Source organism: Ralstonia sp. 24A2 (genome assembly GCF_051783885.1).
Classification (GTDB): Bacteria; Pseudomonadota; Gammaproteobacteria; order Burkholderiales; family Burkholderiaceae; genus Ralstonia.
Window position 1 is genome coordinate 549,221 of record NZ_JBPVZD010000003.1, and the last position, 21,127, is coordinate 570,347.

Genomic DNA, 21,127 nt, shown 5'->3' on the forward strand with positions numbered 1-21,127 from the left:
GCCGTCGTGGGTTTCGCGGCGCTATTGGATGTCTAGGAATCAAGGTACTGCGATCAGGCCGTCAATGGGCGACCGCTTCGCCGGCATCAGCGCCCGGGTCGCCCAACCAGGCGATGGCCAGCGCACCGACGAGCAGCACAGCCGACACCGCCAGCAGCGGCGCCGTGAAGCCATGCGAAAACTGCTTGATGGCACCGATCATCGACGGGCCGACAAAGCCGCCCAGGTTGCCCACGGAAACGATCAGCGCCAAGCCGCCGGCCGCTGCACGGCCGGTCAGGAAGTTGGAGGGAATCGCCCAGTACGTCGCCTGGAATGCGAGGATGCCGCTCACCGTCAGGCACAGCGCCGCCAGTTTGAGCGCGGGCGCATCCAGCGCCGTGCTGGCCGCCAGAGCGACCGCCGCCACCAGCAGCGCGCCCGCCACATACGGGATGCAGCTCTGCGCGCGGTTCGCCATACGCGCCCACCACAGCATGACGACCGCGCCCATCGCGTACGGAATGGCCGTGAGCCAGCCGACCACCGCATGCTCGACACCAAACTGCTTGATGATCTGCGGCATCCACAGACCCACGCCGATCGAGCCGACGATGCCGCAGAAGTTGATGAACGCCAGCACGAACACGCGCCAGTTGGTCATTGCGTCACGCAGGCTCGCGCCGTGCTTGCTGGCGATGTCGCGTTGCTCCATCGCAAGGCGGCGCGCGAGCACGGCTTTCTCGTCGTCCGTCAGCCACTTGGCCTTCTCGGGACGGTCCGCCAGCACAAACAGGCACGCGATACCAAGCACCACGGCAGGCAGCCCCTCGATCAGCAGCAGCCACTGCCAGCTGCGCAAGCCATGCAGCCCGCCGAGTTCAAGCAGCGCACCGGAAATCGGCGAGCCGATCATGTTTGCCACCGGAATGCCCACCAGAAATGCAGCCGTCACCTTGGCGCGCCACTTGCCCGGAAACCAATGCGTGAAATACAGGTAGATGCCCGGCGTGAACCCCGCCTCGGCCAGCCCCAGCAGGAAGCGCGCGGCCGAAAAACTCTTGGGCCCGACCACAAACGCCGTGGCCATCGAGAAGATGCCCCACGTGATCATGATCCGCGCGATCCAGATGCGCGCACCTACCTTCTGCATGATCAGGTTGCTCGGAATCTCGAACAGGAAGTAGCCGATGAAGAACAGCCCCGCTCCAAACCCGAACTGCTCGGCGGTCAGGCCAAGGTCCTTGTTCATGGTGAGCGCCGCAAAACCCACGTTGGTGCGATCGAGATAGCTGATCACATAGCAGGCGAAGATGAACGGCAGGATGCGGCGGAAGGCCTTGGACAGCGTACGTTCGCTCGCCTGGTAATCCGCATCGGGCAACGTGGGCGCGGCGCGCACATCCGCGCGATGCGGTGGCGTGGTGGCATTCACCGTGCCTAAGGTGTGTGACATTTGCATGGTCTCCTCCATCGCGCTTCTATGAGCGCTCGGGGTTGCGTATCGATGATCTAGTGCTGGTGCGTGGGCTTTGCCCGATGCGGCAGCGGGCCGGCGATATCCATCTCGGCTTTCAGCACGGTGCCGGACACCGACTCCGTCATGAAGAGCGTTTTCATTTCAGCGCCGCCAAAGCACAGGTTCGTGAGCGACGCACCTTCGGGGCTGGTCAGGACCACGTCCGGCTCCGCGCGGTGGTTCAGCACCCATGCGCGGCCGAGTCCGGGGTTGGCCACAAACAGCCGCCCCGCCGTGTCGATCGTCAAACCATCGGGGCCGCTCGGGCCGTACGAGGTGAAGAACTGGCCGACCTTGCTGACGGAGCCATCTGCCTGCAGCGGCACACGCCACACGCAGTTGCCGCGCGTCATGGCCACGTAGAGCACCTTTTCGTCGGGTGACAGCACCAGACCGTTCGGGCTGGGGCAATTGCCGAGCAGCATGTCAAGCTTGCCGTCCACCGACAGGCGATAGACACGCCCCGTCGGGTCGTGCAGGCCCGTCTGCCCCTGATCCGTGAAATACAGATTGCCGCGCGAGTCGAACGTCAGGTCGTTCACGCCCCTGAAACGCTCCGAGTTGCGGCGCTCCAGGTAGGGCGTGACTTCCCCACGCTGGATGTCGAGCAGCATCAGCCCGTTGCGGTAGTCGGTGATGAGCAGATGCGCATCGTCGACCAGCTTCATGCCGTTGGGCTCACCGTCGTACTCGGCCACCAGTTCCCAGTCGCCCGCAGCCGAGATGTGAAAGATGCGGCCATGCGGAATATCTGTCACGTACAGATGGCCGTGTCCGCGACCATCCGGGCTCCACACCGGCCCTTCGAGGAAGGAATCGGTGGCCTGGCCGCCGCGATTGGCGCGTGCCCAGTCCGTCTGGACATCCGGCTTGCGAAACTTGGCCGGCATGCGCGTGAAGACTTCCGCTTCACGCACGACGGGTGGCGATAGCAGGAACATAGGCATCACGCCGCGGTGCGCGCGCGTTCCTCAATCACCGCGAGCACGTTGGCGGCAGCGCCCTTGCCCATGTTCACGTAAGCCGCGTCGCTCACGCCGCCGATGTGCGGCGACAGGATGACATTGGCCATGCCCTGGAACGGATGCGGCGTGGTCATCGGCTCCACGTCAAAGCTGTCGAGCCCGGCCGCGCGCAACCGGCCGCTGGCGAGTGCTTCGGCCAATGCGGGCTCGTCAATGAGCCCACCGCGTGCCGTGTTGACGAGGATCGCCCCCGGCTTGAAACAACTGAACGCATCACGGTTCAGCATCTTGCGGTTCTCGGCAGTCAGGGGGCAGTGCAGCGAGACCACGTCTGACTGTGCGTACAGCTCACCCAGGCTGACCAGCTTCACACCAGCCGGTGCCTCTTTGGCATATGGGTCAAACGCGATGACGTTCATGCCGAACGCCACCCCGATGGCGGCCGCCCGACGCCCGATCGCGCCCAGGCCGACCAGACCCAGCGTGCGGCCATCCAGCTCGACCGATTTGTGCGTCGCCTTATCCCAATGCCCTGCGCGCATGCGCGCGTCGAGTTGTGGGACGGCCTTGGCACACGCCAGGATCAGCGCCCACGCATGCTCGGCGACAGCCGCCGCATTGGCACCCACGGCAGCACGCACCGCAATGCCGCGTGCCGCAGCGGCTTCCTGATCGATGACATCGATGCCGCTGCCATGCTTGGAAATTACCTGCAGGTTGACAGCCGCATCCATGATGCGAGCGTTGACCTTGCCGTAGCGGACGATGATCGCCACCGGCTTGTGGCGCGCGCAGAGCGCGACGATGTCGTCTTCCGTGGGCTGCTTGCCAGCGAACACAACTTCGAAGTCGCCCAGCATGTCCAGCGCCTGCGGCGCCAAGTCAGCCGCCGTCACCAGCACGACGGGCTTGTGTGCAGACACGCTCATCAGAGTGCCTCGCCTTCGGCCAGCATGCCGACGGCACGCAGTTCTTTCTCCAGCCAACTCGCGCGCGTGTCGCCCTTGCGAATGGCTGCGATGCGGGCGGCTTCCGCATCCACCTTCTTCTGCGCGAGCACCAGGATGCGCTCGACGTCTTCACGCGGGATGACGACCACGCCATCTGCATCGCCCACCACCAGGTCACCCGGGTGCACCGTTGCGCCGGCAACAGACACCGGCAGGTTCACGCGCCCCGCCACGCTCTTGGTGGGTCCGCATGGATTCAGGCCGGCAGAAAAGACCGGGAACGTGCCGTGCGCCAACTCGTGCGAATCGCGCACCGCCCCGTCGATCACAAACCCGGCGATGCCGGTGGCATGCGCCTGCGTGGCCATGATCTCGCCGATGAGCGCGCAGCTCTGGTCGCCTTTGCCGTCCACCACGATCACATCGCCGGGCTGAGCGACGGCCAGGGCGGCATGGATGGCAAGGTTGTCGCCGGGGCGGACCTCGACCGTCACGGCCGGCCCGGCCACCTTCATCGTCGGTGCGAGCGGTTTGACGCGGCCGTTCAGCGTGCCGCGGCGGCCGGCCACGTCGGCCAGGATGGCGGCCTGGAAGTGGGCAGCAGCCTCGACGAGGTGGGGGGAAACGCGCTCGATGTCGCGAACGATGGTGGAAGTGGTATGCGAAGGGGTACTCATGGAAAGCCTGCCTCTGTTTTTAGCGTTGTACAATGTACAACCATGGTGTACTCAGTGAAATCACTATAGCCACGGCAAGCGAGACGATCCACTAGCGTTTACCCGTCCGCCATGTACAACCAAGTTGTACACAGTACAATCATGCCGTCCATCAGCTTGGGGAGTTGGGAATGGGGAATGACGGCGTTGCCGCGGTAGAAAAGGCGTTGGCCTTGCTGGACTGCTTCAAGCCGGGGGCAGAAGCGCTAACACTGGCGGCCCTGGCGCAAGCCTCGGGCATGCACAAGACCACGGTGTACCGGCTGATGAACTCGCTGGAGCGCATGAGCTACGTCATTCGCTCGGAGTCTGGCGCGTATTCGCTCGGGCCTCGCCTGCTGTATCTGGGCAAGCTCTATGAGCAGTCCTTCCACCTGTCTTCCGTGGTGGAACCGGTGCTGCACGCGCTGGCGGCGGCCACACGGGAGAGCGCATCGTACTACGTCATCGATCACGGCCGGCGGCTGTGCCTGTTCCGCGCGGAGCCATCGGAGGGCCTGCGCGAGACGCGCCTGCCCGGTACCTCGCTGCCGTTGGACGACACGGCCATCAGCCACGTGCTCCGCTACTGGGGCCTGGGCGAAGCGCTGTATGACGAAGCGCCCGCGCTGCCGCTGTTCACCTCGGGCGCGCGCGACCAGCACACGGCGGCGTTTGCTACGCCCGTCTTCGGCTCCGGCGACAAGTTCATGGCGGCGCTGACCCTATCTGGCGCGGCCTCCCGGCTCGAAGCGGCGCGCACCTCCGGTGACGTCGTTGCGATGCAGTTGCAGGCGGCGTCCGACCTGTCGCGCAAGCTCGGTGCAAGTGCGATGCTGTGCGAGCGAATCTACGGCCGCTGATTGGAGCCGCCAGCACCCGCACCCGGTCAGGGCAGAGCGCGTTCGCGCGGGTTCGGACGGGCGTTTCGCGTGGCCGATGCGCGGCGCGTGATAGATGCCGGTGTGGCCTGAAATCAGCCGGTTTCGTTATTCGCTGACCCGCGGTTAAGGGAGGCACGCCATCTCCACAAAGCTCGAGACAGTGCCGGAAGGTGGCCACGGTCACGACCCGGCACAACCGCCCGCGCACCAAAAGAAAAGCCCGCCCAGACATGACACCGGGGCGGGCTTTTGTCACTTCAAAGAGGCCGTTTACTGCCGCAAACCCTTCACCTTGTCTGCGGTGATATCAGCGGGCTGGCCGCCAAAGTTCGTGCGCAGGTAGTTCGCAAGTGCGGCCAGTTCCGTGTCGCTCATCTGCGCGAAGCCCGGCATCTCCTGCATGGCTTCCGTGCCCGGGAAGCGCTGCTCTTCAATGCCGTCGAGCATGGCAACGAGCAAGTTATGCACGTCGGCATTGCGCACGGTGGAGTTGCCCAGCATCGGCACGGCCACGTGCGGCTTGCCTTCGCCATCGCGGCCATGACAGCCGGCGCAAACGGCCAGGTAGCTCGCGCGGCCAGCCTTGAGCTGGTCAGCGTTGTCGGCCGTGGCGGCCACCGGCTTGAGCGGTTGCGGCGCAGGCGGCTTGTCGCCAAGCAAGTAGGTTGCCACCGCACCAATGTCCGCCTGATTCAGGTACTGGGAGCTCAGGTGCACGACCGGGTACATCTCACCAAAGGCCGAACCTTGCTGCGCGATGCCGGTGCTGAAAAACGCTTGCAGATCCGCCGGCGTCCACCCACGTGCGGCCAGGCCTGCGGGCGAGATGTCCGGTGCGACCACGCGGCCGAGATCCGCACCGCCCAGCGGCTTGCTGGCGCTCAACTGGCCCGCAAAGCCGCGCGAGGTATGACACTCCGCGCAGTGGCCGAGCGCATTGGACAGATACCGCCCGCGCTGCCACGACGTCGAATTGCCGGTTGAGGCATCCGGCAGCGTGTCCTTCAGGAAGAACAGGTTCCAGCCCGCCATGGCCATGCGGATGTTGTACGGGAAGCGCAACGCATGCTCGCGGTTGGCAACTGCCACCGGCTTCACCTGCTGCGTCAGATACGCGTACATCGCATCGGTATCGCCGCGCGACAGGCCCCGGTACGACGTGTACGGCATCGCCGGATACAGGTGCTTGTCCGGCGTCACGCCATCGTGCAGCGCCTTGTAGAACTCATCGGCGCTCCACTTGCCGATGCCGTGTTCCTTGTCAGGCGTGATGTTGGTGCCGTAGAACGTGCCGAACGGCGAGGCCAGTGGCACGCCGCCCGCGAACGGCGCACCGTCCTTGGCTGTATGGCAGGCCGCGCAGTCAGCCGCGCGCACGAGGTAGCGGCCGCGGTTGATCAGGTCTGCACCGGTCAGCTTGGTGGGCGACGGTTGATCGGCAGCGGCCGGGATGTCGGTGGAGCGGTCACCGCAGGCTGCCAGCGTGGCAGCCGCCAGCAGCGGCAGCACAGCCAGGCGAGCCAGGCGAGCCAGGCGAAGCAGGTTGCGATGGTTGGGTTGAGCCATGGTCATCGTCATCACTTGCCGTCCTTGACGAGTCCGGGCGTGCTCAGGACAACGTCCTTGACGGCCTCGAAGTAGCGCACGTAGCCGGTGCAGCGGCAGATGTGGTCGTTCAGCGCTTCGGTGATGGTCTCGTCCAGTTTTTCACGCGCGACCGGCTGGCGCTTGAGGCGCTCCACCAGCACCGTGGCGCCGTTGACGAAGCCCGGCGTGCAGTAGCCGCACTGGAAGCTGAAGTGCTCCAGAAATTTCTGCTGCACGAGCGAGAGCGATACCACCTCGCCGCGCTCATTGCGCGTGGCATGACCTTCCACCGTGCGTACCTTCTTGCCCTGGAAGAAATGCGCGCCCGTAATGCAGGTGCGGACTTCTTCGCTGGTGCCGTCCGGCTTGTCGAGGATGACCGTGCACGCGCGGCACACGCCCTGCCCGCAGCCCAGGCGCGAGCCCGTCAGGCCGGCGTATTCGTGCAGGAAGTCGATCATCATCAGGCCCTCGGGCACTTGCACGGGGCCCACGTCCTTGCCGTTCAAGTGCAAGGTGATCGGTTGGGTGGTGATGTTCATGCCGGCGCTCATGCCAATACCTCCTGAATCTTTTCCGCGGTCACTGGCAGGCTGGTGAAGCGGTGTCCGATGGCATGCGCGATGCCGTTCACAATGGCGCCCACCACCGGGATCATCACCACCTCGGCGATGCCCTTGGGCGGATCGGTTTCCGACAGGGGCGGCAGCACCGTCCCGGTCTGCGTCCACACGGCCACGTCCTTGGCGCGCGGCAGGTGGTAGCGGTTGAAGTTCCAGGTGCCGTTGCCAGGGCCGTCTTCATACAGCGGCAGGGATTCATGCAGCGCGTGGCCGATACCCATCGCCAGACCACCCTGCAATTGCCCCGACACGAGCTGCGGCGAGAGTTGCGAGCCGCACTCCATGATCGAGTGGTGCGACAGCAGTTCCACCTTGCCGCTGGCCTCCTGCACCGACAGTTCGACCAACGTGCCGACCGCGCTGTAGTACGTGACCGACGCGTTATTACGCTGCGTGGGCGCGATGTAGACCTTCTTGCGATCAAGCACGTGGTAGCCGCCGGCCGTCGCCATCTTGGCCTTGTGCGCGGCATCGGCGCCTTCGCCGTAGCGCACGGACAGGCCATCGATCGGCACGCGCGTGGCGGTGCCGTTGACGTCAAAGTCGGCCTCGGTCCACTGCCAGCGGTTGAACACGTGCACCACGGCACCCGTCACCAGGCCCAGGTCGTGTGCCTTCTTGGCGATCTGCTCGTAGGGCAGCGCCTCCAGGCCGCCGGCCGTGAGCTTGCCGTCCACCCAGCGCGCGTCTTCCACGCGCACCACGAGGGATGCCGCCTGGCCGCCGCCGATGCCTTGGCTCCAGATCGCCATGGCAGCAGGCCATAGACCGTGCATGAAGACGATGCGCGCCGCCTCACGCGTGCTGTGCGTGAAGTAGTACGCCGAGTTGGTCGCGCTGGCCGGCGATGCATACGCCGGAGACCAGCGCGGGTTGGCCGCCAGCTTGTCCTGATCGGCCTGGCTCATGATGTACGGATCACCGCTGGTGACGACCGGCAGGTCTGCCCAGTCCGTCACCGCCACGCGCACTTCCGATGCGGGACGGCCCAGCCAGCGCGCCACCGCAATCGCCTGCGAGGTCGACATGCCGGTGCCGATTTCCGCCCCGACGTGATGCAGCGCGATCTGCCCATCGGCGCGGATTTCCACCTTGGCGAACGAGGCCTCGGCGCCGGTGCCGAAATCCTTCTGCACGCACGCAAAGCCCACGCCGTAGCGCTTGCCCGGGTGGGCGACTTCAAACTCAGCCTTCTTCTTGGCGCGGTTCACCCACAGCGGGTGCACCTTGGCAGCCTGCAGCACTTCATCCACGCGGATGGCGCCGGCAGGAATCGCACCCTGCGTGTTCTTCATGCCTGAGCGCAGTGCGTTCTTCAGGCGGAACTCGATCGGGTCGAGCTTCAGCTGCTCGGCAAACTCATCGACCATCACTTCGGTGGCGGCCATGCTCTGCAGCGTGCCGTAGCCGCGCGCCGAGCCCGCGTCGATGGCGCGCGAAGCGATTGCCACGGCGGTCAGGTCGTTCTTCGGGAAGTAGTAGATCGACTGTGCAGCCGTCGCGCCCACCATCGCCACAGAAGGCGAGAAGTTCGCGCGCCCGCCGCCGTTGGCCTCGAAGTGGCCCTGGAACGATTGGAACAGGCCCGTCTTCTTGTCCACGGCGATGCGGTAGCGCATCTTGAACGCGTGGCGCTTGATGGAGGTCTGGAACTGCTCGTAGCGGTCGTTGGCCAGGCGCACCGGCTTGCCTTCGGCATACAGCGCCGTCACCAGGCCGTAGAACGGGAAGTTGTAGTGGTCTTTCGAGCCGTAGCCGACCGTGTAGCACGGGTGCACGATCACCTGCTTCACGGGGAAGGCACCCTTGGCCTTGGCCAGCATCTCGGCAGTGCTCTCGCCCACTTCCACCGGACTTTGCGTAGGCACCACCATGTGCAGCGTCTGCGTGGTGCTGTCGTACCAGCAGTTGGCGTTGTCGGCTTCCAGCGCGGCGGTGTCGATGGATTGCGTGTTGTACTCGCGCTCGAGCACCAGCCAGTCCTCAGGCGGCTTCTCCAGCTCCGCAGCGATCTGGTTGGCGTAGAAGATGCCCTGCTCGCCCAGCTTGCCATGGTCCACGCCATCTGGCCACACGGGCTCGTGCTTGCGCATCATGCTCGGGAAGATCGGCGCGTTCTTCAGGCTGGAGAACACGTCGTCGTCAAACGGCCCCGCGCCGCCCACGCGCACGAAGCGGAAGGTGCCCCACGGGTCGCGCTCCAGCGGGCCGGTCACCGCACCGTAGCGGATGATCTTGTCCTGGAACTTGAGCTTGTCCTTCGCAAAGCGGAAGCGCGCGAAGTCGTGATAGATCAGGATGGCAACCGCGTGGCCGTGATACGCGGGCGTCTTGCCCGTCGGCAGCAGCATGTCGTCGCCATAGAAGGCGGGGAAGGCAACGCCATCGCGCGCCAGGTCTTCAGCGGTCACCACGCGATCGGGCTTGAGCTCGTCGCCCAGCAGGCTCAGGTCAAAGCCTTCGTACGTGCGATCGGCCAGCGTGGTGCGCAGGATGAATGCGTGCGATTGCTGCTGCGGCCAGTGTGGCATGTCGCGCGAGCGGATATCACGCGCGAACACCTTGTCGCCCGTGACCTTGGCGATGCCATCAATGCGGAATTTGGGGGTACCGGTCTTTGGGTCCCACTGGACCGGGGTGAGGATCTTTTCTTCAAACAGGGCCGCGAATGCGCGGCCGCCCAGCGGTGCGATATACACCGAGACGCCGGCCACGACAGTCGCTTTCAGGAAAGCGCGGCGCGACGGATGGGTAAGCGGCATGAACTTCTTCCTCGAAGGAATGCAACGGCGCACCCGAGTTCAGAGGGTGGCGTGGGGAGGGATGGGGAGCCTGGGTGCGGATATGCCCAAGCGGCTCCGCCTCTTGCGATTTTGGTATCCGCCTTGATCCAAGACAAGGCGCGATGCCGAATATCGTTTATTTGGCGGACGTTATCTGCCTTGGCACTGTTTTGTGCGTATGCAGCATGCGTGGGCTGCCATGCAGGCTACGTTTATCGCCAGTCCGCGGCCTGCAGGCTCACGCGCGAGCGCACAAAATCGATCAGTGCACGCATGGCGGGCGACGCATAGCGATTGGGCAGCGTGAGAATGAACAGGTGCGCGCCCAGCCCACCAACCGCGTAGCCGGGCAGCACGCGCTCGAATGGCGCGGCCGTCGATGTGGCAAGGGCATGCGTTACGTAGTTGGGCAGCAAGCCGATAGCCATGCCGCGCGCCACCGCATCGGCCAGGAACGGAAAATCCTCCGACTGCATGCGCGGCTCCACCGTCACGCTATGCTGCGTGGTCTTGCCGCGCACGGTGCGCGAGAGCGCCAGCGTCAGGCGCCGCCCCGGCATGGGCGGGCAGACGATGGCCTGCCCGGCCAACCCCTCAGGCGTTGCCACCGGCCCATGCGTCTTCAAATAAGCCTTGGTGGCGAAGAGGCTCCAGCCGATCGGGCAGACCTCGCGCGCGATGGTGTCCTGCGGCGGCGCTGAGGTGATCTTGAACGCCACGTCAATCTCCGAGGCAATCAGGTCATTGACGCGGTTGTTGAACGTCACGCGCAGCGTCACGTTCGGGTGCTCGCGCGCGAATTCGAGCAGCATGTCGCCCAGGAAGAAGCGGCCCAGGCCCGTTGGCACGCTCACCCGCACGTGGCCGCGCACGGTCTGGCCCAGACCGTCGATGGAGGCACGCGCCGTCTCTACCTCCTGCAGCATGCGGCGGCCGTGCTCGAAGAGGGTCTCCCCGGCCTGCGTCAGCTCCAGGCTGCGCGTGGAGCGCCGCAGCAGTTGCGCACCGGTCTCGCGCTCCAGCACCTTCAGGCGGTTGCTCAGGTTGGAGCGCGTCATGCCCAGCTTCTGCGCGGCCGCGGTAAAGCTGCGCGCTTCCACAATCTCGACAAACAGGTGGATGAGGTTGAGGTCCATGATGGAAGCTGGAAGGCTCAGCTGAGAAGCGAGATCGACGGGCAGTGTTGTTCAATGGCATTCACCAGTGTGCGCAATACTAAGCGGATTGTTCAGTACGATTCAATCCGGCATGCTGCGCAGACAAAGCGGAGGTCCAACCCAATAACGAGACCTCGCCCCCAAGGAGACACGCATGACCGCCAGCCTCATCTTTGAAGACCGCCCCGTCGATGCCGACACCCTGCTCGCGCGCGGCTCCGCCCTTGCCGGTGGATTACGCCGCATGGGCGTGCAGGAGGGCGATGTGATCGGTGTGCTGATGCGCAATGCGCCGGCCTACATTGACGTAATGCATGCGTGCCGCATTGCGGGCTGCCACTTCTGCCCGATCAACTGGCACTTCACGCCGGCGGAGGTGGAGTTCCTCATGCGCGATTCGGGCGCCAAGGTGCTGATCGGTCATCGCGATCTGGTCGATGCGGTGGAGCCGCTGCTGCCGCCGCACGTGCAATTGCTGCGCGTGGACGCCGAAGGCACCGACCGCGCCGACGGCTACGCCAACTGGCTTGCGCTGCAGACACCGTACGATGGGCCGCTGGTGTCGCCGCGCGGGCACATGGCCTATACGTCGGGCACCACGGGCCGGCCCAAGGGCGTGGTGCGCCAAGCTGTGCCGCTGGACCAGCTCGATACGCATCTGCAGCAGGCACGCGCCGTGGTGGCCGCCACCTTCGGCATCGTGCCGGGCTGTCGCGCGCTGCTGCCGGCACCGCTGTATCACAGCGCCCCCAGCCTCTTCGCCCAGCAGGCCGCGCAGATGGCGGAAGTGCTGGTGCTGCATCCGCGCTTCGATCCGCTGCGCGTGCTGGAGCAGATCGAGCGCTACCGCATCGACACCGTCTACCTCGTGCCGATCATGTACGTGCGCATGCTCAAGCTGACGGAAGAAGAGCGCAACCGATACGACCTCTCCTCACTGCGCTTCGTGGCCTCCACCGGCGCACCGTGCGCGCCCGAGATCAAGCGCAAGATGATCGACTGGCTCGGTCCTGTCATCTATGAGACCTATGCCTCCAGCGAGACCGGCATGATCACCGTGATGGACCCGCGCGATGCCGCTGCCCGCCCGGGCAGCGCCGGCCGTCCGGTGTGCGATGCCGAGGTGCGCATCCTGCGCGAAGACGGCACGCCCTGCCCCACCGGCGAGGTCGGCCTGATCTACAGCCGCCAACCCGCGTATCCCGACTTCACCTACCGCGGCAATGACGAAGCGCGCAGCAAGATCGAGCGCGACGGTCTGGTCACGCTGGGCGACATGGGCTACCTCGACGCAGACGGCTACCTGTACGTGTGCGATCGCGCATCGGACATGGTCATCTCCGGTGGTGTCAACATCTACCCGGCCGAGATCGAGCATGCATTGCTGCGCCACCCTGATGTGGTGGACTGCGCCGTCTTTGGCGTGCCGTGCGATGAATACGGCGAGCGACTCGTCGCCGTGGTGCAGACCGAACGCGAAGGGCTGCAGGCCGAGGCCGTGATCGACTGGCTGCGTGGCCAGATTGCCGGCTTCAAGATCCCGCGCCAGATCGAGTTCACTCCAGCCCTGCCGCGCGACGACAACGGCAAGATTGCCAAGCGCCGCCTGCGCGATGCATGGTGGGGCGACCGGCAGCGGCGCGTCTGATTGCGATCAGATGCACCGCTGCCGGCGCAGCCCGTCAGGCAATCGCCGGGGCTTGCGTGGCGCCAGACTTGGCAAACAGCGTGCGCTCCGTGAACTTGATGTTCTGCGGATCGTAGTACGGGTCGGCCCACGCGCCAGTCGTCTTCAGCACCAGCGGGTTGGCGGCCGTGGCCTTTGACTCGCTCGCACGGAAGCGGTAGTGATCGAACAGCCGGATGGCTTCGATCGCATACGCCGTGACGATGGCCGGTTCGTAGATGGCGATCAGGCTGTCGCCGTTCTGCTCCTCACCGCCCTTTGACAGGTTGGATGAGCCGCAGAACACCACCGGCTCGTCGCCGTTGAAATCGCACACGACAAACTTGTGGTGGATGTGCTGGCCGGTGCCGGCATCCACCTCTTGCTTGAACGGCGCAGGGGCTTCGTCCTTCAGGTAGGCGAACGACACGGTCTGCGATGGCACGTCGCGGCCCGGTGCGAAGGCATCCACCCCGCCCTGCTTGTCGATCACGCCCAGCGAAAGCAGCCCCGTCTTTTGCGGCACGACGTGTTCGAGCGTATCGAGCATCTCGCCACCGCCGTCGGTCGCCATCACCGCAAACAGTACGGACGACAGTGCGCCCTTCACGCGGTCAGCCGCCTCGGAGAGCAGCGCGTCGGTCTGGTGCGGCGAGAAGCCGAAGCGTGCACGCGGCGTGCTGCCCTGTGGCACGGCTTGCCAGTTGCCCGCCAGCGCATCGGTGCGGAAGGCGGCGGCCACCTTGCGGCTGCCGGCGGCGTCCTCACCGTATTGGCCGATCAAACCCCAGATGTGCTCGAACACCTGCGCATAGAGCTGCGCGGGCTCCTGCTCGAACACCAACACGCTGTTGGCCTGCACGTACAGCCCGCGCAGCGAGAAATTGGCCGAGCCCGCCAGCACGCGTACCGGCTTGCCCGCCGCATCGCGTAGCAGGATCGCCTTGTGGTGCTGGAAGCGTGCGAGATGCGTGCGGCGGACGTCCGCGCCGGCCTGCTTGAAGTAATCCGTAGCCTGCGTCTCAAACGCATCGGGCGTGCCGTGGCCGCTCGGGTGCGCGCCGGCGCCGACGTAGTTGTCCTGGATCACGCGTACCTTGCGGCCGTTCTGCGCGAGCCACGCAAAGGCGCGGATGATGTCTGGCTCGTCCAGGTCATAGGCCAGCACGTCGATGCCATAGCCCTCGGATGCCTGGCACTGGTTGAGCAGATCGATGATGAGGCGGCGGCCAGTGGCGCCCAGGTAGGCGTATTTGTTCTGGTACGGCTGCGTGTCGTACAACAGCGGCGATTTGGTCTGTGCGCGCTTGTCCGGCGCCAACGCCGTGTTGCCACCGTAGTGGTCAATGAACGCCTGCGATGACACATAGCCGCGCACCATGCCCACCGTGGCCCAGTCGCTCATCGGCTGATGCAGCGTCACGTTCACGTTGCGCGTGGCGCGCGTTTCAAGCTGTACGGGGTTGGTCGACGCAAAGTAGCGCGCGTGCACGGTGTAGGCGTACTGCCCCGCCGCGTGCGGCGGAAAGTGGACCCAGTGGAACGACTGGAATGGCGCGTCGATGGAGTCGGCGTACTTGCCGGCCTGCAGGGGAGCATCCGCGTGGATGGGCGCGTCGAACGTCAGGCGGTTGGGCACCCAGTAAGGCGCCCCGCCCTGCGGCGTGCACTGGATGGCAAAACCGGCCAGATCGGCGCGGTCTGCATCGGCCACGTCAAAGGCAAACAGCACCGCGCTGTCGCCCTGATACACCTTCACCTGGAATGAATCGACGGATGTCGCCATGGGGGTCTCCTGGGGTGGCAAAGCATCCAGTTTTTATAGCACCGCGATCGTGACAATCCTCTGACGCAAACGGCGTATTTTTCAGGCGCCATGCGGGTTGACGGGCGATGAGTTCAACGGCGCTTCAATCCGGTCTGCAAGAATCACGCACACGTGGATACCGTCGCGCTTTCCGGCGGGCAAAAAAAACGCAGCGGAAGCCGCTGCGTACGATGAGAACGTGAGGGAGACCTCTCCTCGCCTGCGTAAGTTACACGCAAGTTATGACAAAAATTTGTCACGAAATCGGCTTATGGGGCGCCGGCAAAGGCTTTGCGTGCACATCAGACCGCATTTGCGGCATCTCCATCACTTTTCTGGTCATTTAATTTCCAAGCCCTGCCAACGGATGCTCACTCGCCCGCCACGGCGACGACAGGAAATGCTGCACCCGCTCCGGCCGCACGGCCGCCAGCGTAGACGGCGCCCAACCCGGGCGATGGTCCTTGTCGACCAGATGTGCGCGCACGCCTTCGCAGAAATCTCCGTCTTCAATCCCACGCGCCACGATGCCCAGCTCCATCTGGAAGCATTCGGCCAGCGACAGTTGCCGCCCACGCAGCAACGCCTCGCGCGTGACATGCAGCATGGTCGGCGAATGCGTGGTCATTGCGTCCAGCGTGGCCTGTAACCATTGGCGTGGTTCGCGTGCAGCTTCGCGCTCCAGGCTCTCACGCAGCGTGGCAACGATGCGATCGACCGTTGAACGCCGATCGAAATAGCGCAGCACCCACGGCATGGCCTGCGCCAGCGGCGCGTGCGGAACGATGTTGCACGGCGGCTCGAACACGCGGCGCAGGGCCTGCAACAGATCACCGTCGTGCGGCATGCGCTGCAGGCGGTCTTCAAACGTAGCCAGCCATTCCGCCGGTACGCACAGGTCCGCCAGATGGCAGTGCAGCGCGTCGGCACCCGTGAGCGTCACACCCGTCAGCCCGACATACAGCTCCAGCTCGGGCGACATCACGCTCAGGAAACGCGTCGCCCCAACATCAGGCAAGAAACCGATGCGCGTCTCGGGCATGGCCATCTTCGTGCGTTCGGTCACCACGCGCAGGCGCGCAGCCTGCCCAAGGCCCATGCCGCCGCCCATGGTGATGCCATCCATCAGCGCGACGACGGGCTTCGGGAACTGGTGCAGCGCGTAGTCGAGCCGGTATTCGTCGATGAAGAATTGCAGCCAGCCGTCATCGCCGTCCCGGCGGCCCTGCTTAGCAAGCTGGTAGAGCGAGCGTACATCACCTCCAGCGCAGAAGCCCTTCTGGCCCGCACCGCGCAGCACGAGTGCGACGATGCCATCGTCATGGCGGCATTGCTCTAGCAGCACCGCCAGTTGCCTCACCATGCCGTGCGACAGCGCGTTCAACGCAGACGGCCGATTGAGCGTGATGATCGCGACGCGGTTCACCACGCGCATCAGCACTTCGGGTTCGGTGACGGCCGTATCGGGCTGCACCTGCATCTGGACGGCACTCATTGCAGCGTCTCCGATTCGTGTGTGCTGTGCCAGCGCGGCGCGCGTTTCTCAAGGAAGGCGTTCACGCCTTCGCGCTGGTCGGGGTGATCGAACAGGTCGACAAAGCGCTCGCGCTCCACAGCCAGCGCCGCGCTGCGCGGCACGCCGTTGCGCGCTTGGTGGATCAACTGCTTGCTGAAGGTCACGGCCTGCGGGCTGAGCGTCGTCACCCGCAGCGCCATGGCGATGGCGGCCTCGCGTGCGGCACCAGTCTCCACGACCTCTTCCACCAAGCCGATACGCAGGGCGGTCTGCGCATCAACGCGCTCGCCGGTCAGGATCATGCGTTTGGCCCAGCCTTCACCCACGAGCCACGGCAGCGTCTGCGTGCCGCAACCGCAGCACAGCAGGCCGACGGCGGTTTCGGGCACAGCCAGTTTGGCGTGGGCCTCGGCGATGCGGATATCGCAGGCCAGTGCGCACTCCAGCCCGCCGCCCATTGCAAAGCCGTTGATGGCGGCAATCACCACCGGGCGCGCATTCTGCAACGCCTCAAATGCAGCGCCGAAACGTGCAGCGGCCTCGCGTGCCACATCGCGGTCGCCATCGGCAAAGGTGTTGAGATCAGCGCCGGCGCTGAAGAACTTCGGGCCGTCGCCGGTGATGACGATGGCGCGCACGCGGGCATCCGCGTTCAGGCGCTCCACGGTGGACTGCAGTTGCAGCAAACCTTCCGGCGTAAACGCGTTGGCGGGCGGGCGCTTGAGCGTCAGCAGCGCGACCGTGTTGTCGTGGAGGAAGTCGAGTTCGATCATCACGCGTCTCCGTCCTTGCGATAGAGCTTGATGACGGCGGAGAAGTCGAGCTTGCCGTCGCCCTTTGCGCTCACGGTCTGGTAGAGCTGTTGTGCCAGCGCGCCCAGATAGACCGGCTGACGAACGGACTTGGCCGCATCACCCGCCAGGCCCAGATCCTTGAGCATCAGGTCGGTGCCGAAGCCGCCGGTGTAGCCCCGCGACGACGGCGCGGTCTCGATCACGCCGGGGAACGGGTTATACGTGTCCGAACTCCAGCAGCGGCCGGTGGACGTGTTGATGATGCCGCCCAGCACCTTCGGGTCGATGCCCAGCGCCTCGCCCAGCGACATGGCCTCGGCCACGCCCGCCATGGTGATGCCGAGCACGAGGTTGTTGCAGATCTTCGCTCCCTGGCCAGCACCCGTATCACCGCAATGCACGAGGTTCTTGCCCATGGCGGACAACACCGTGCGGACCTGTTCGAATGCCGCTGCGCTGCCGCCCACCATGAAGGTGAGCGTGCCGGCTGCCGCGCCGCCTGTGCCACCGGAGACCGGTGCGTCGACGAAGGTGTTGCCATGCTCGGCCGCCAGCGCTGCAAACGTCTTCACGCTCGCGGGGTCGATGGTGCTCGAATCGATAATGGGCACGCCCTTGGCAATGCCAGCCAGCACGCCATCCTCCACCGTCAGCACGCTGCGTACGTGCGCGGCGGCGGGCAGCATGGTGATGACGGTCTCTGCGCCCGTCACCGCTTCCTTGGGCGAAGCGGCGGCCACGGCGCCGGCTTCCACCAGCGCCCCCACTGCCTGCGTGTTCAGGTCGAACACGCTGAGCGCGTGGCCCGCCTTGAGCAGGTTGCGCGCCATCGGGGCGCCCATGTTGCCCAGGCCGATGAATGCGATCTTCATGACAACGCTCCTTGGCCGCTCAGCGCAGGCTGATGGTGGTGTTCACGCCGCCGGCATCCACCGCATCGTCAAACCAGCGGGCGGTAACGGTCTTCGTCTGCGTATAGAACTGCACGACCTGCTTGCCGTACGGGCCCAGATCGCCCAGCTTGGAGCCACGCGAACCCGTAAAGCTGAAGTACGGCACCGGTACCGGAATCGGGATGTTGATGCCGACTTGGCCGACATCGATCTCGCTCTGGAACTTGCGTGCCGACGCGCCGCTCTGCGTGAACAGGCCCACGCCGTTGCCAAACGGGTTGGCATTGACCAGCGCAATGGCGTCATCCAGCGTCGGTGCCGTCAGCACAACCATCACCGGCCCGAAGATCTCGTTGGTGTAGATGTCCATGTCAGTCGTCACATCGGTGAAGATGGTTGGGCCGACGAAGTTGCCTTCTTCATAGCCCTTCACCTGCACGTTGCGGCCGTCCAGTGCGAGCGTGGCACCTTGCTGTACACCCGATTCGATCAGACCAAGAATGCGTTGCTTGGCGGCGCGAGAGACGACGGGGCCGACGTCCGTGCCCGGTTCCACGCCAGCGTTCACCTTGAGTGTCTTGGCCTTCTCCACAAGCTCGGGCACCCACTGCTGGGCCGCGCCCACCAGCACCACGACAGACGTCGCCATGCAGCGCTGCCCCGCCGCGCCAAAGGCCGCACCGGCCAGCGCATTGAGCGTCTGCTCGCGGTTGGCATCGGGCAGCACCACGGCGTGGTTCTTCGCACCCATCATCGATTGCACACGCTTGCCGTGTTCGCTGCCCAGTCGGTACACGTGCGTGCCGACTGCGGTGGAACCCACAAACGAAATCGCCTTGATGTGCTCGTGCGTGCAGAGCGCATCGACCACATCCTTGCCGCCGTGCACGACGTTCAGCACACCCGGCGGGATACCGGCGTCCAGCGCCAGTTCCACCAGCAGCATGGTCGACAGCGGGTCCTGCTCCGACGGCTTGAGCACGAACGTGTTGCCGCACACGATGGCCATCGGGAACATCCACAGCGGGATCATGGCCGGGAAGTTGAACGGCGTGATGCCGGCGCATACGCCAATCGGCTGGCGCAGCGTGTAGGTGTCCACCGCGCCGGCCACGTTCTCCAGAAACTCGCCCTGCTGCAGCGAGCCGATCGAGCACGCGTGCTCCACCACCTCCAACCCGCGGAAGATGTCGCCCTCGGCATCGGGCAGCGTCTTGCCCTGCTCCGCCGTGAGCGTGCGGGCAATGCGCGGCATGTGCTCGCGAATCAGCGCCTGGAACTTGAGCATGATGCGCATGCGTGCGCCCACTGGCGTGTTTTTCCACGTGGCGAAGGCCGCGTGTGCGGATTGGATGGCCGCATCCACCTCGGCTGCCGTAGCAAACGGCACGCGCGCCAGCACTTCTTGCGTGGCAGGGTTCACGATGTCGCGCCACTCCTTCGACTTGGACTCGACAAACTCACCGCCGATCAGCAGCTTGACGGTGGGCGGGGTGTCCTGATTGGCGGCAGGCTTGGCGGAAGCGAGAGAGGCAACGGCGCTCATTGGGGGTCTCCTAAGCAAATCGATGGCGGGGTTCAGTGGGGATCAATTGGATCAGGCGAAGTCTTCTTCCCAGTACTCGCCGGGCAAGCGATCGGGCTGGGGCGTGCGCTCCAGTTCAAGCCGGCGCAGCTCAACGCGGCGGATCTTTCCGGAGATGGTCTTGGGCAGCTCGCTGAACTGCAGGCGGCGGATGCGCTTGTACGGTGCGAGCTTTTCGCGCGAGAAGAGGAACACGGCGCGTGCGAGTTCGGGGCCAGCTTCGTAGCCCTGGCGTACTGTCACGAACGCCTTGGGCACGGACAAACGCAGTGGGTCGGAACTCGGCACCACGGCAGCTTCGGCAATGGCCTCGTGTTCGATCAGCACACTCTCCAGCTCGAAGGGACTCAGGCGGTAGTCGGATGACTTGAACACGTCATCCGTGCGGCCCACGTAGACGAAATAGCCGTCGTCGCGGCGCATGGCCACGTCGGAGGTGTGGTAGTAGCCGTTGCGCATGGCTTCGGCGGTGGCCTTGGCGTTGTTGGCGTAGCCCTGCATCAGGCCCAGCGGGCGGTGCGAAAGCGGCAATACGATCTCGCCTTCGCTGGCGGGCTGGTCATCGTGGTCGACCAGTTCCACGCGGTAGCCCGGCAGCGGGCGACCCACCGAGCCCGGCACCACCGGCTGGCCTGGCGTGTTGCCAATCTGGCAAGTGGTCTCGGTCTGGCCAAAGCCATCGCGAATGGTCACGCCCCACGCGCTGCGCACGCGCTCGATGATCTCGGGGTTCAACGGCTCGCCTGCACCAACGATCTCTCGCAGCTTGACCGGGTACGACGCCAGCGGCTCCTGCACCAGCATGCGCCAGACGGTGGGCGGCGCGCATAGCGTGGTCACGCCACAGCGCACCAGAACGTCCAGTGTGTCCTTCGGCACGAAGCGCGCGTAGTTGTAGACGAACACACAGGCCTGCGCATTCCACGGCGCAAAGAAGCAGCTCCACGCGTGCTTGGCCCAGCCCGGCGAGCTGATGTTCCAGTGGATGTCGCCCGGCTGCAGGCCGATCCAGTACATGGTCGACAGGTGGCCGACGGGGTAGCTCTGGTGCGTATGCTCGACCAGCTTGGGCTTGGACGTGGTACCCGAGGTGAAGTACAGCAGCAGTGGATCGGTGGCCTTCGTGAGACCATCGGGAACGAAATCGGCAGGTGCACTGTAGGCACCGGCCAGATCGACCCAGCCCTCACGCTGCGCCCCCACGGCGATGCGCTTGACGCCAGCATCCACGGCATCGAACTTGTGCAGCTCTGCTGCATCAACGACCACGCAATTCGCGCCGCCAAGTTCCACGCGGTCGCGCACGTCGTCGGGCGAAAGCTGCGTGGTGGCCGGCAGCACGATCGCGCCCAGCTTCATCGCGGCCAGCATCACGTCCCACAGTTCCACGCGGTTAGGCAGCATCAGCAGCAGACGGTCGCCGCGCACGATGCCTAGCCCGCGCAGGAAGTTCGCCATGCGCGACGAACGCTCGGACATCTGCGCGAACGAGAGCTTCAACCCTTCGCCTTGCAGGTCATCGACGATCCACAGCGCCGGCTTGTCGTTGCCACGCGCCATCACATCGAAGTAATCGAGCGCCCAGTTGAACGTGTCCAGCTTCGGCCATGCAAACTCGCGGTACGCGTGGTCGTAGTCGGTGCGATGGCGCAGCAGGAAATCGCGCGCCTCCACAAAACCCTTTGCTGCAAATGCCACTTCGCTCATCGTCGTCTCCTGGTCGG

At 65.2% G+C, this 21,127-nt stretch carries 16 protein-coding genes; 2 read left to right on the forward strand and 14 right to left on the reverse strand.

What is annotated here, in order from left to right; genetic code table 11:
- Positions 1-61 precede the first annotated feature (61 nt).
- Genes ACS13N_RS19955 through ACS13N_RS19970 form a run of 4 tightly spaced genes read right to left on the reverse strand, consistent with a single transcriptional unit; the run spans position 62 to position 4,090 of the window.
- Positions 62-1,441: an MFS transporter gene (locus ACS13N_RS19955; protein WP_438933344.1), complete on the reverse strand. Its 1,380-nt coding sequence runs from the start codon at positions 1,439-1,441 to the stop codon at positions 62-64.
- Between the two features lie 50 nt (positions 1,442-1,491).
- Positions 1,492-2,439 (reverse strand): SMP-30/gluconolactonase/LRE family protein, encoded by a 948-nt coding sequence (locus ACS13N_RS19960; RefSeq protein ID WP_438933345.1) that lies wholly within the window; start codon positions 2,437-2,439, stop codon positions 1,492-1,494.
- A gap of 5 nt (positions 2,440-2,444) precedes the next feature.
- Positions 2,445-3,392: a hydroxyacid dehydrogenase gene (locus ACS13N_RS19965; protein WP_438933346.1), complete on the reverse strand. Its 948-nt coding sequence runs from the start codon at positions 3,390-3,392 to the stop codon at positions 2,445-2,447.
- Positions 3,392-4,090, reverse strand: coding sequence for an RraA family protein (locus tag ACS13N_RS19970; RefSeq protein WP_438933347.1), 699 nt, complete (start codon positions 4,088-4,090; stop codon positions 3,392-3,394). Before ACS13N_RS19970 ends, ACS13N_RS19965 begins: the two co-directional genes overlap by 1 nt.
- A gap of 170 nt (positions 4,091-4,260) precedes the next feature.
- Between ACS13N_RS19970 and ACS13N_RS19975 the strand changes: the two genes are divergently transcribed.
- Positions 4,261-4,971 carry an IclR family transcriptional regulator gene (locus ACS13N_RS19975; protein ID WP_438933348.1) on the forward strand — a complete coding sequence of 237 codons (711 nt, stop codon included), beginning with the start codon at positions 4,261-4,263 and terminating at the stop codon, positions 4,969-4,971.
- 291 nt (positions 4,972-5,262) lie between these two features.
- Here ACS13N_RS19975 and ACS13N_RS19980 read toward each other — a convergent pair whose 3' ends face one another.
- The 4 genes from ACS13N_RS19980 to ACS13N_RS19995 form a co-directional block, all read right to left on the reverse strand.
- Positions 5,263-6,570: a c-type cytochrome gene (locus tag ACS13N_RS19980; RefSeq protein WP_438933349.1), complete on the reverse strand. Its 1,308-nt coding sequence runs from the start codon at positions 6,568-6,570 to the stop codon at positions 5,263-5,265.
- Positions 6,570-7,121 (reverse strand): (2Fe-2S)-binding protein, encoded by a 552-nt coding sequence (locus ACS13N_RS19985; RefSeq protein ID WP_438933350.1) that lies wholly within the window; start codon positions 7,119-7,121, stop codon positions 6,570-6,572. Before ACS13N_RS19985 ends, ACS13N_RS19980 begins: the two co-directional genes overlap by 1 nt.
- Before the next feature lie 8 nt (positions 7,122-7,129).
- Positions 7,130-9,964 carry a xanthine dehydrogenase family protein molybdopterin-binding subunit gene (locus tag ACS13N_RS19990; protein WP_438933351.1) on the reverse strand — a complete coding sequence of 945 codons (2,835 nt, stop codon included), beginning with the start codon at positions 9,962-9,964 and terminating at the stop codon, positions 7,130-7,132.
- 233 nt (positions 9,965-10,197) lie between these two features.
- Positions 10,198-11,121, reverse strand: a complete 924-nt coding sequence (locus ACS13N_RS19995) for a LysR family transcriptional regulator (RefSeq protein ID WP_438933352.1) — start codon at positions 11,119-11,121, stop codon at positions 10,198-10,200.
- Positions 11,122-11,296: 175 nt separating this feature from the next.
- On the opposite strand from ACS13N_RS19995, the gene ACS13N_RS20000 reads away from it, so the two are divergent.
- Positions 11,297-12,790, forward strand: coding sequence for an acyl-CoA synthetase (locus ACS13N_RS20000; RefSeq protein WP_438933353.1), 1,494 nt, complete (start codon positions 11,297-11,299; stop codon positions 12,788-12,790).
- Between the two features lie 34 nt (positions 12,791-12,824).
- Here the strand turns inward: ACS13N_RS20000 and ACS13N_RS20005 are convergent, their stop codons facing one another.
- From ACS13N_RS20005 to ACS13N_RS20030, 6 genes are all read right to left on the reverse strand, one after another.
- Positions 12,825-14,594 (reverse strand): phospholipase D-like domain-containing protein, encoded by a 1,770-nt coding sequence (locus tag ACS13N_RS20005; protein WP_438933354.1) that lies wholly within the window; start codon positions 14,592-14,594, stop codon positions 12,825-12,827.
- Between the two features lie 364 nt (positions 14,595-14,958).
- Positions 14,959-16,110, reverse strand: a complete 1,152-nt coding sequence (locus ACS13N_RS20010) for an enoyl-CoA hydratase/isomerase family protein (RefSeq protein WP_438933355.1) — start codon at positions 16,108-16,110, stop codon at positions 14,959-14,961.
- Complete coding sequence (locus ACS13N_RS20015; RefSeq protein WP_438933356.1) at positions 16,107-16,904, reverse strand: enoyl-CoA hydratase; 798 nt, start codon at positions 16,902-16,904, stop codon at positions 16,107-16,109. Before ACS13N_RS20015 ends, ACS13N_RS20010 begins: the two co-directional genes overlap by 4 nt.
- Positions 16,904-17,797: a 3-hydroxyisobutyrate dehydrogenase gene (mmsB, locus tag ACS13N_RS20020; RefSeq protein WP_438933357.1), complete on the reverse strand. Its 894-nt coding sequence runs from the start codon at positions 17,795-17,797 to the stop codon at positions 16,904-16,906. Before mmsB ends, ACS13N_RS20015 begins: the two co-directional genes overlap by 1 nt.
- A 19-nt stretch (positions 17,798-17,816) precedes the next feature.
- Entirely contained in the window at positions 17,817-19,364 is a 1,548-nt protein-coding gene (locus ACS13N_RS20025) for a CoA-acylating methylmalonate-semialdehyde dehydrogenase (protein WP_438933358.1), read from the reverse strand.
- A gap of 51 nt (positions 19,365-19,415) precedes the next feature.
- A complete protein-coding gene (locus ACS13N_RS20030) occupies positions 19,416-21,110 on the reverse strand; it encodes an AMP-binding protein (RefSeq protein ID WP_438933359.1) in 1,695 nt (564 codons plus the stop codon).
- Between the last annotated feature and the right edge of the window lie 17 nt (positions 21,111-21,127).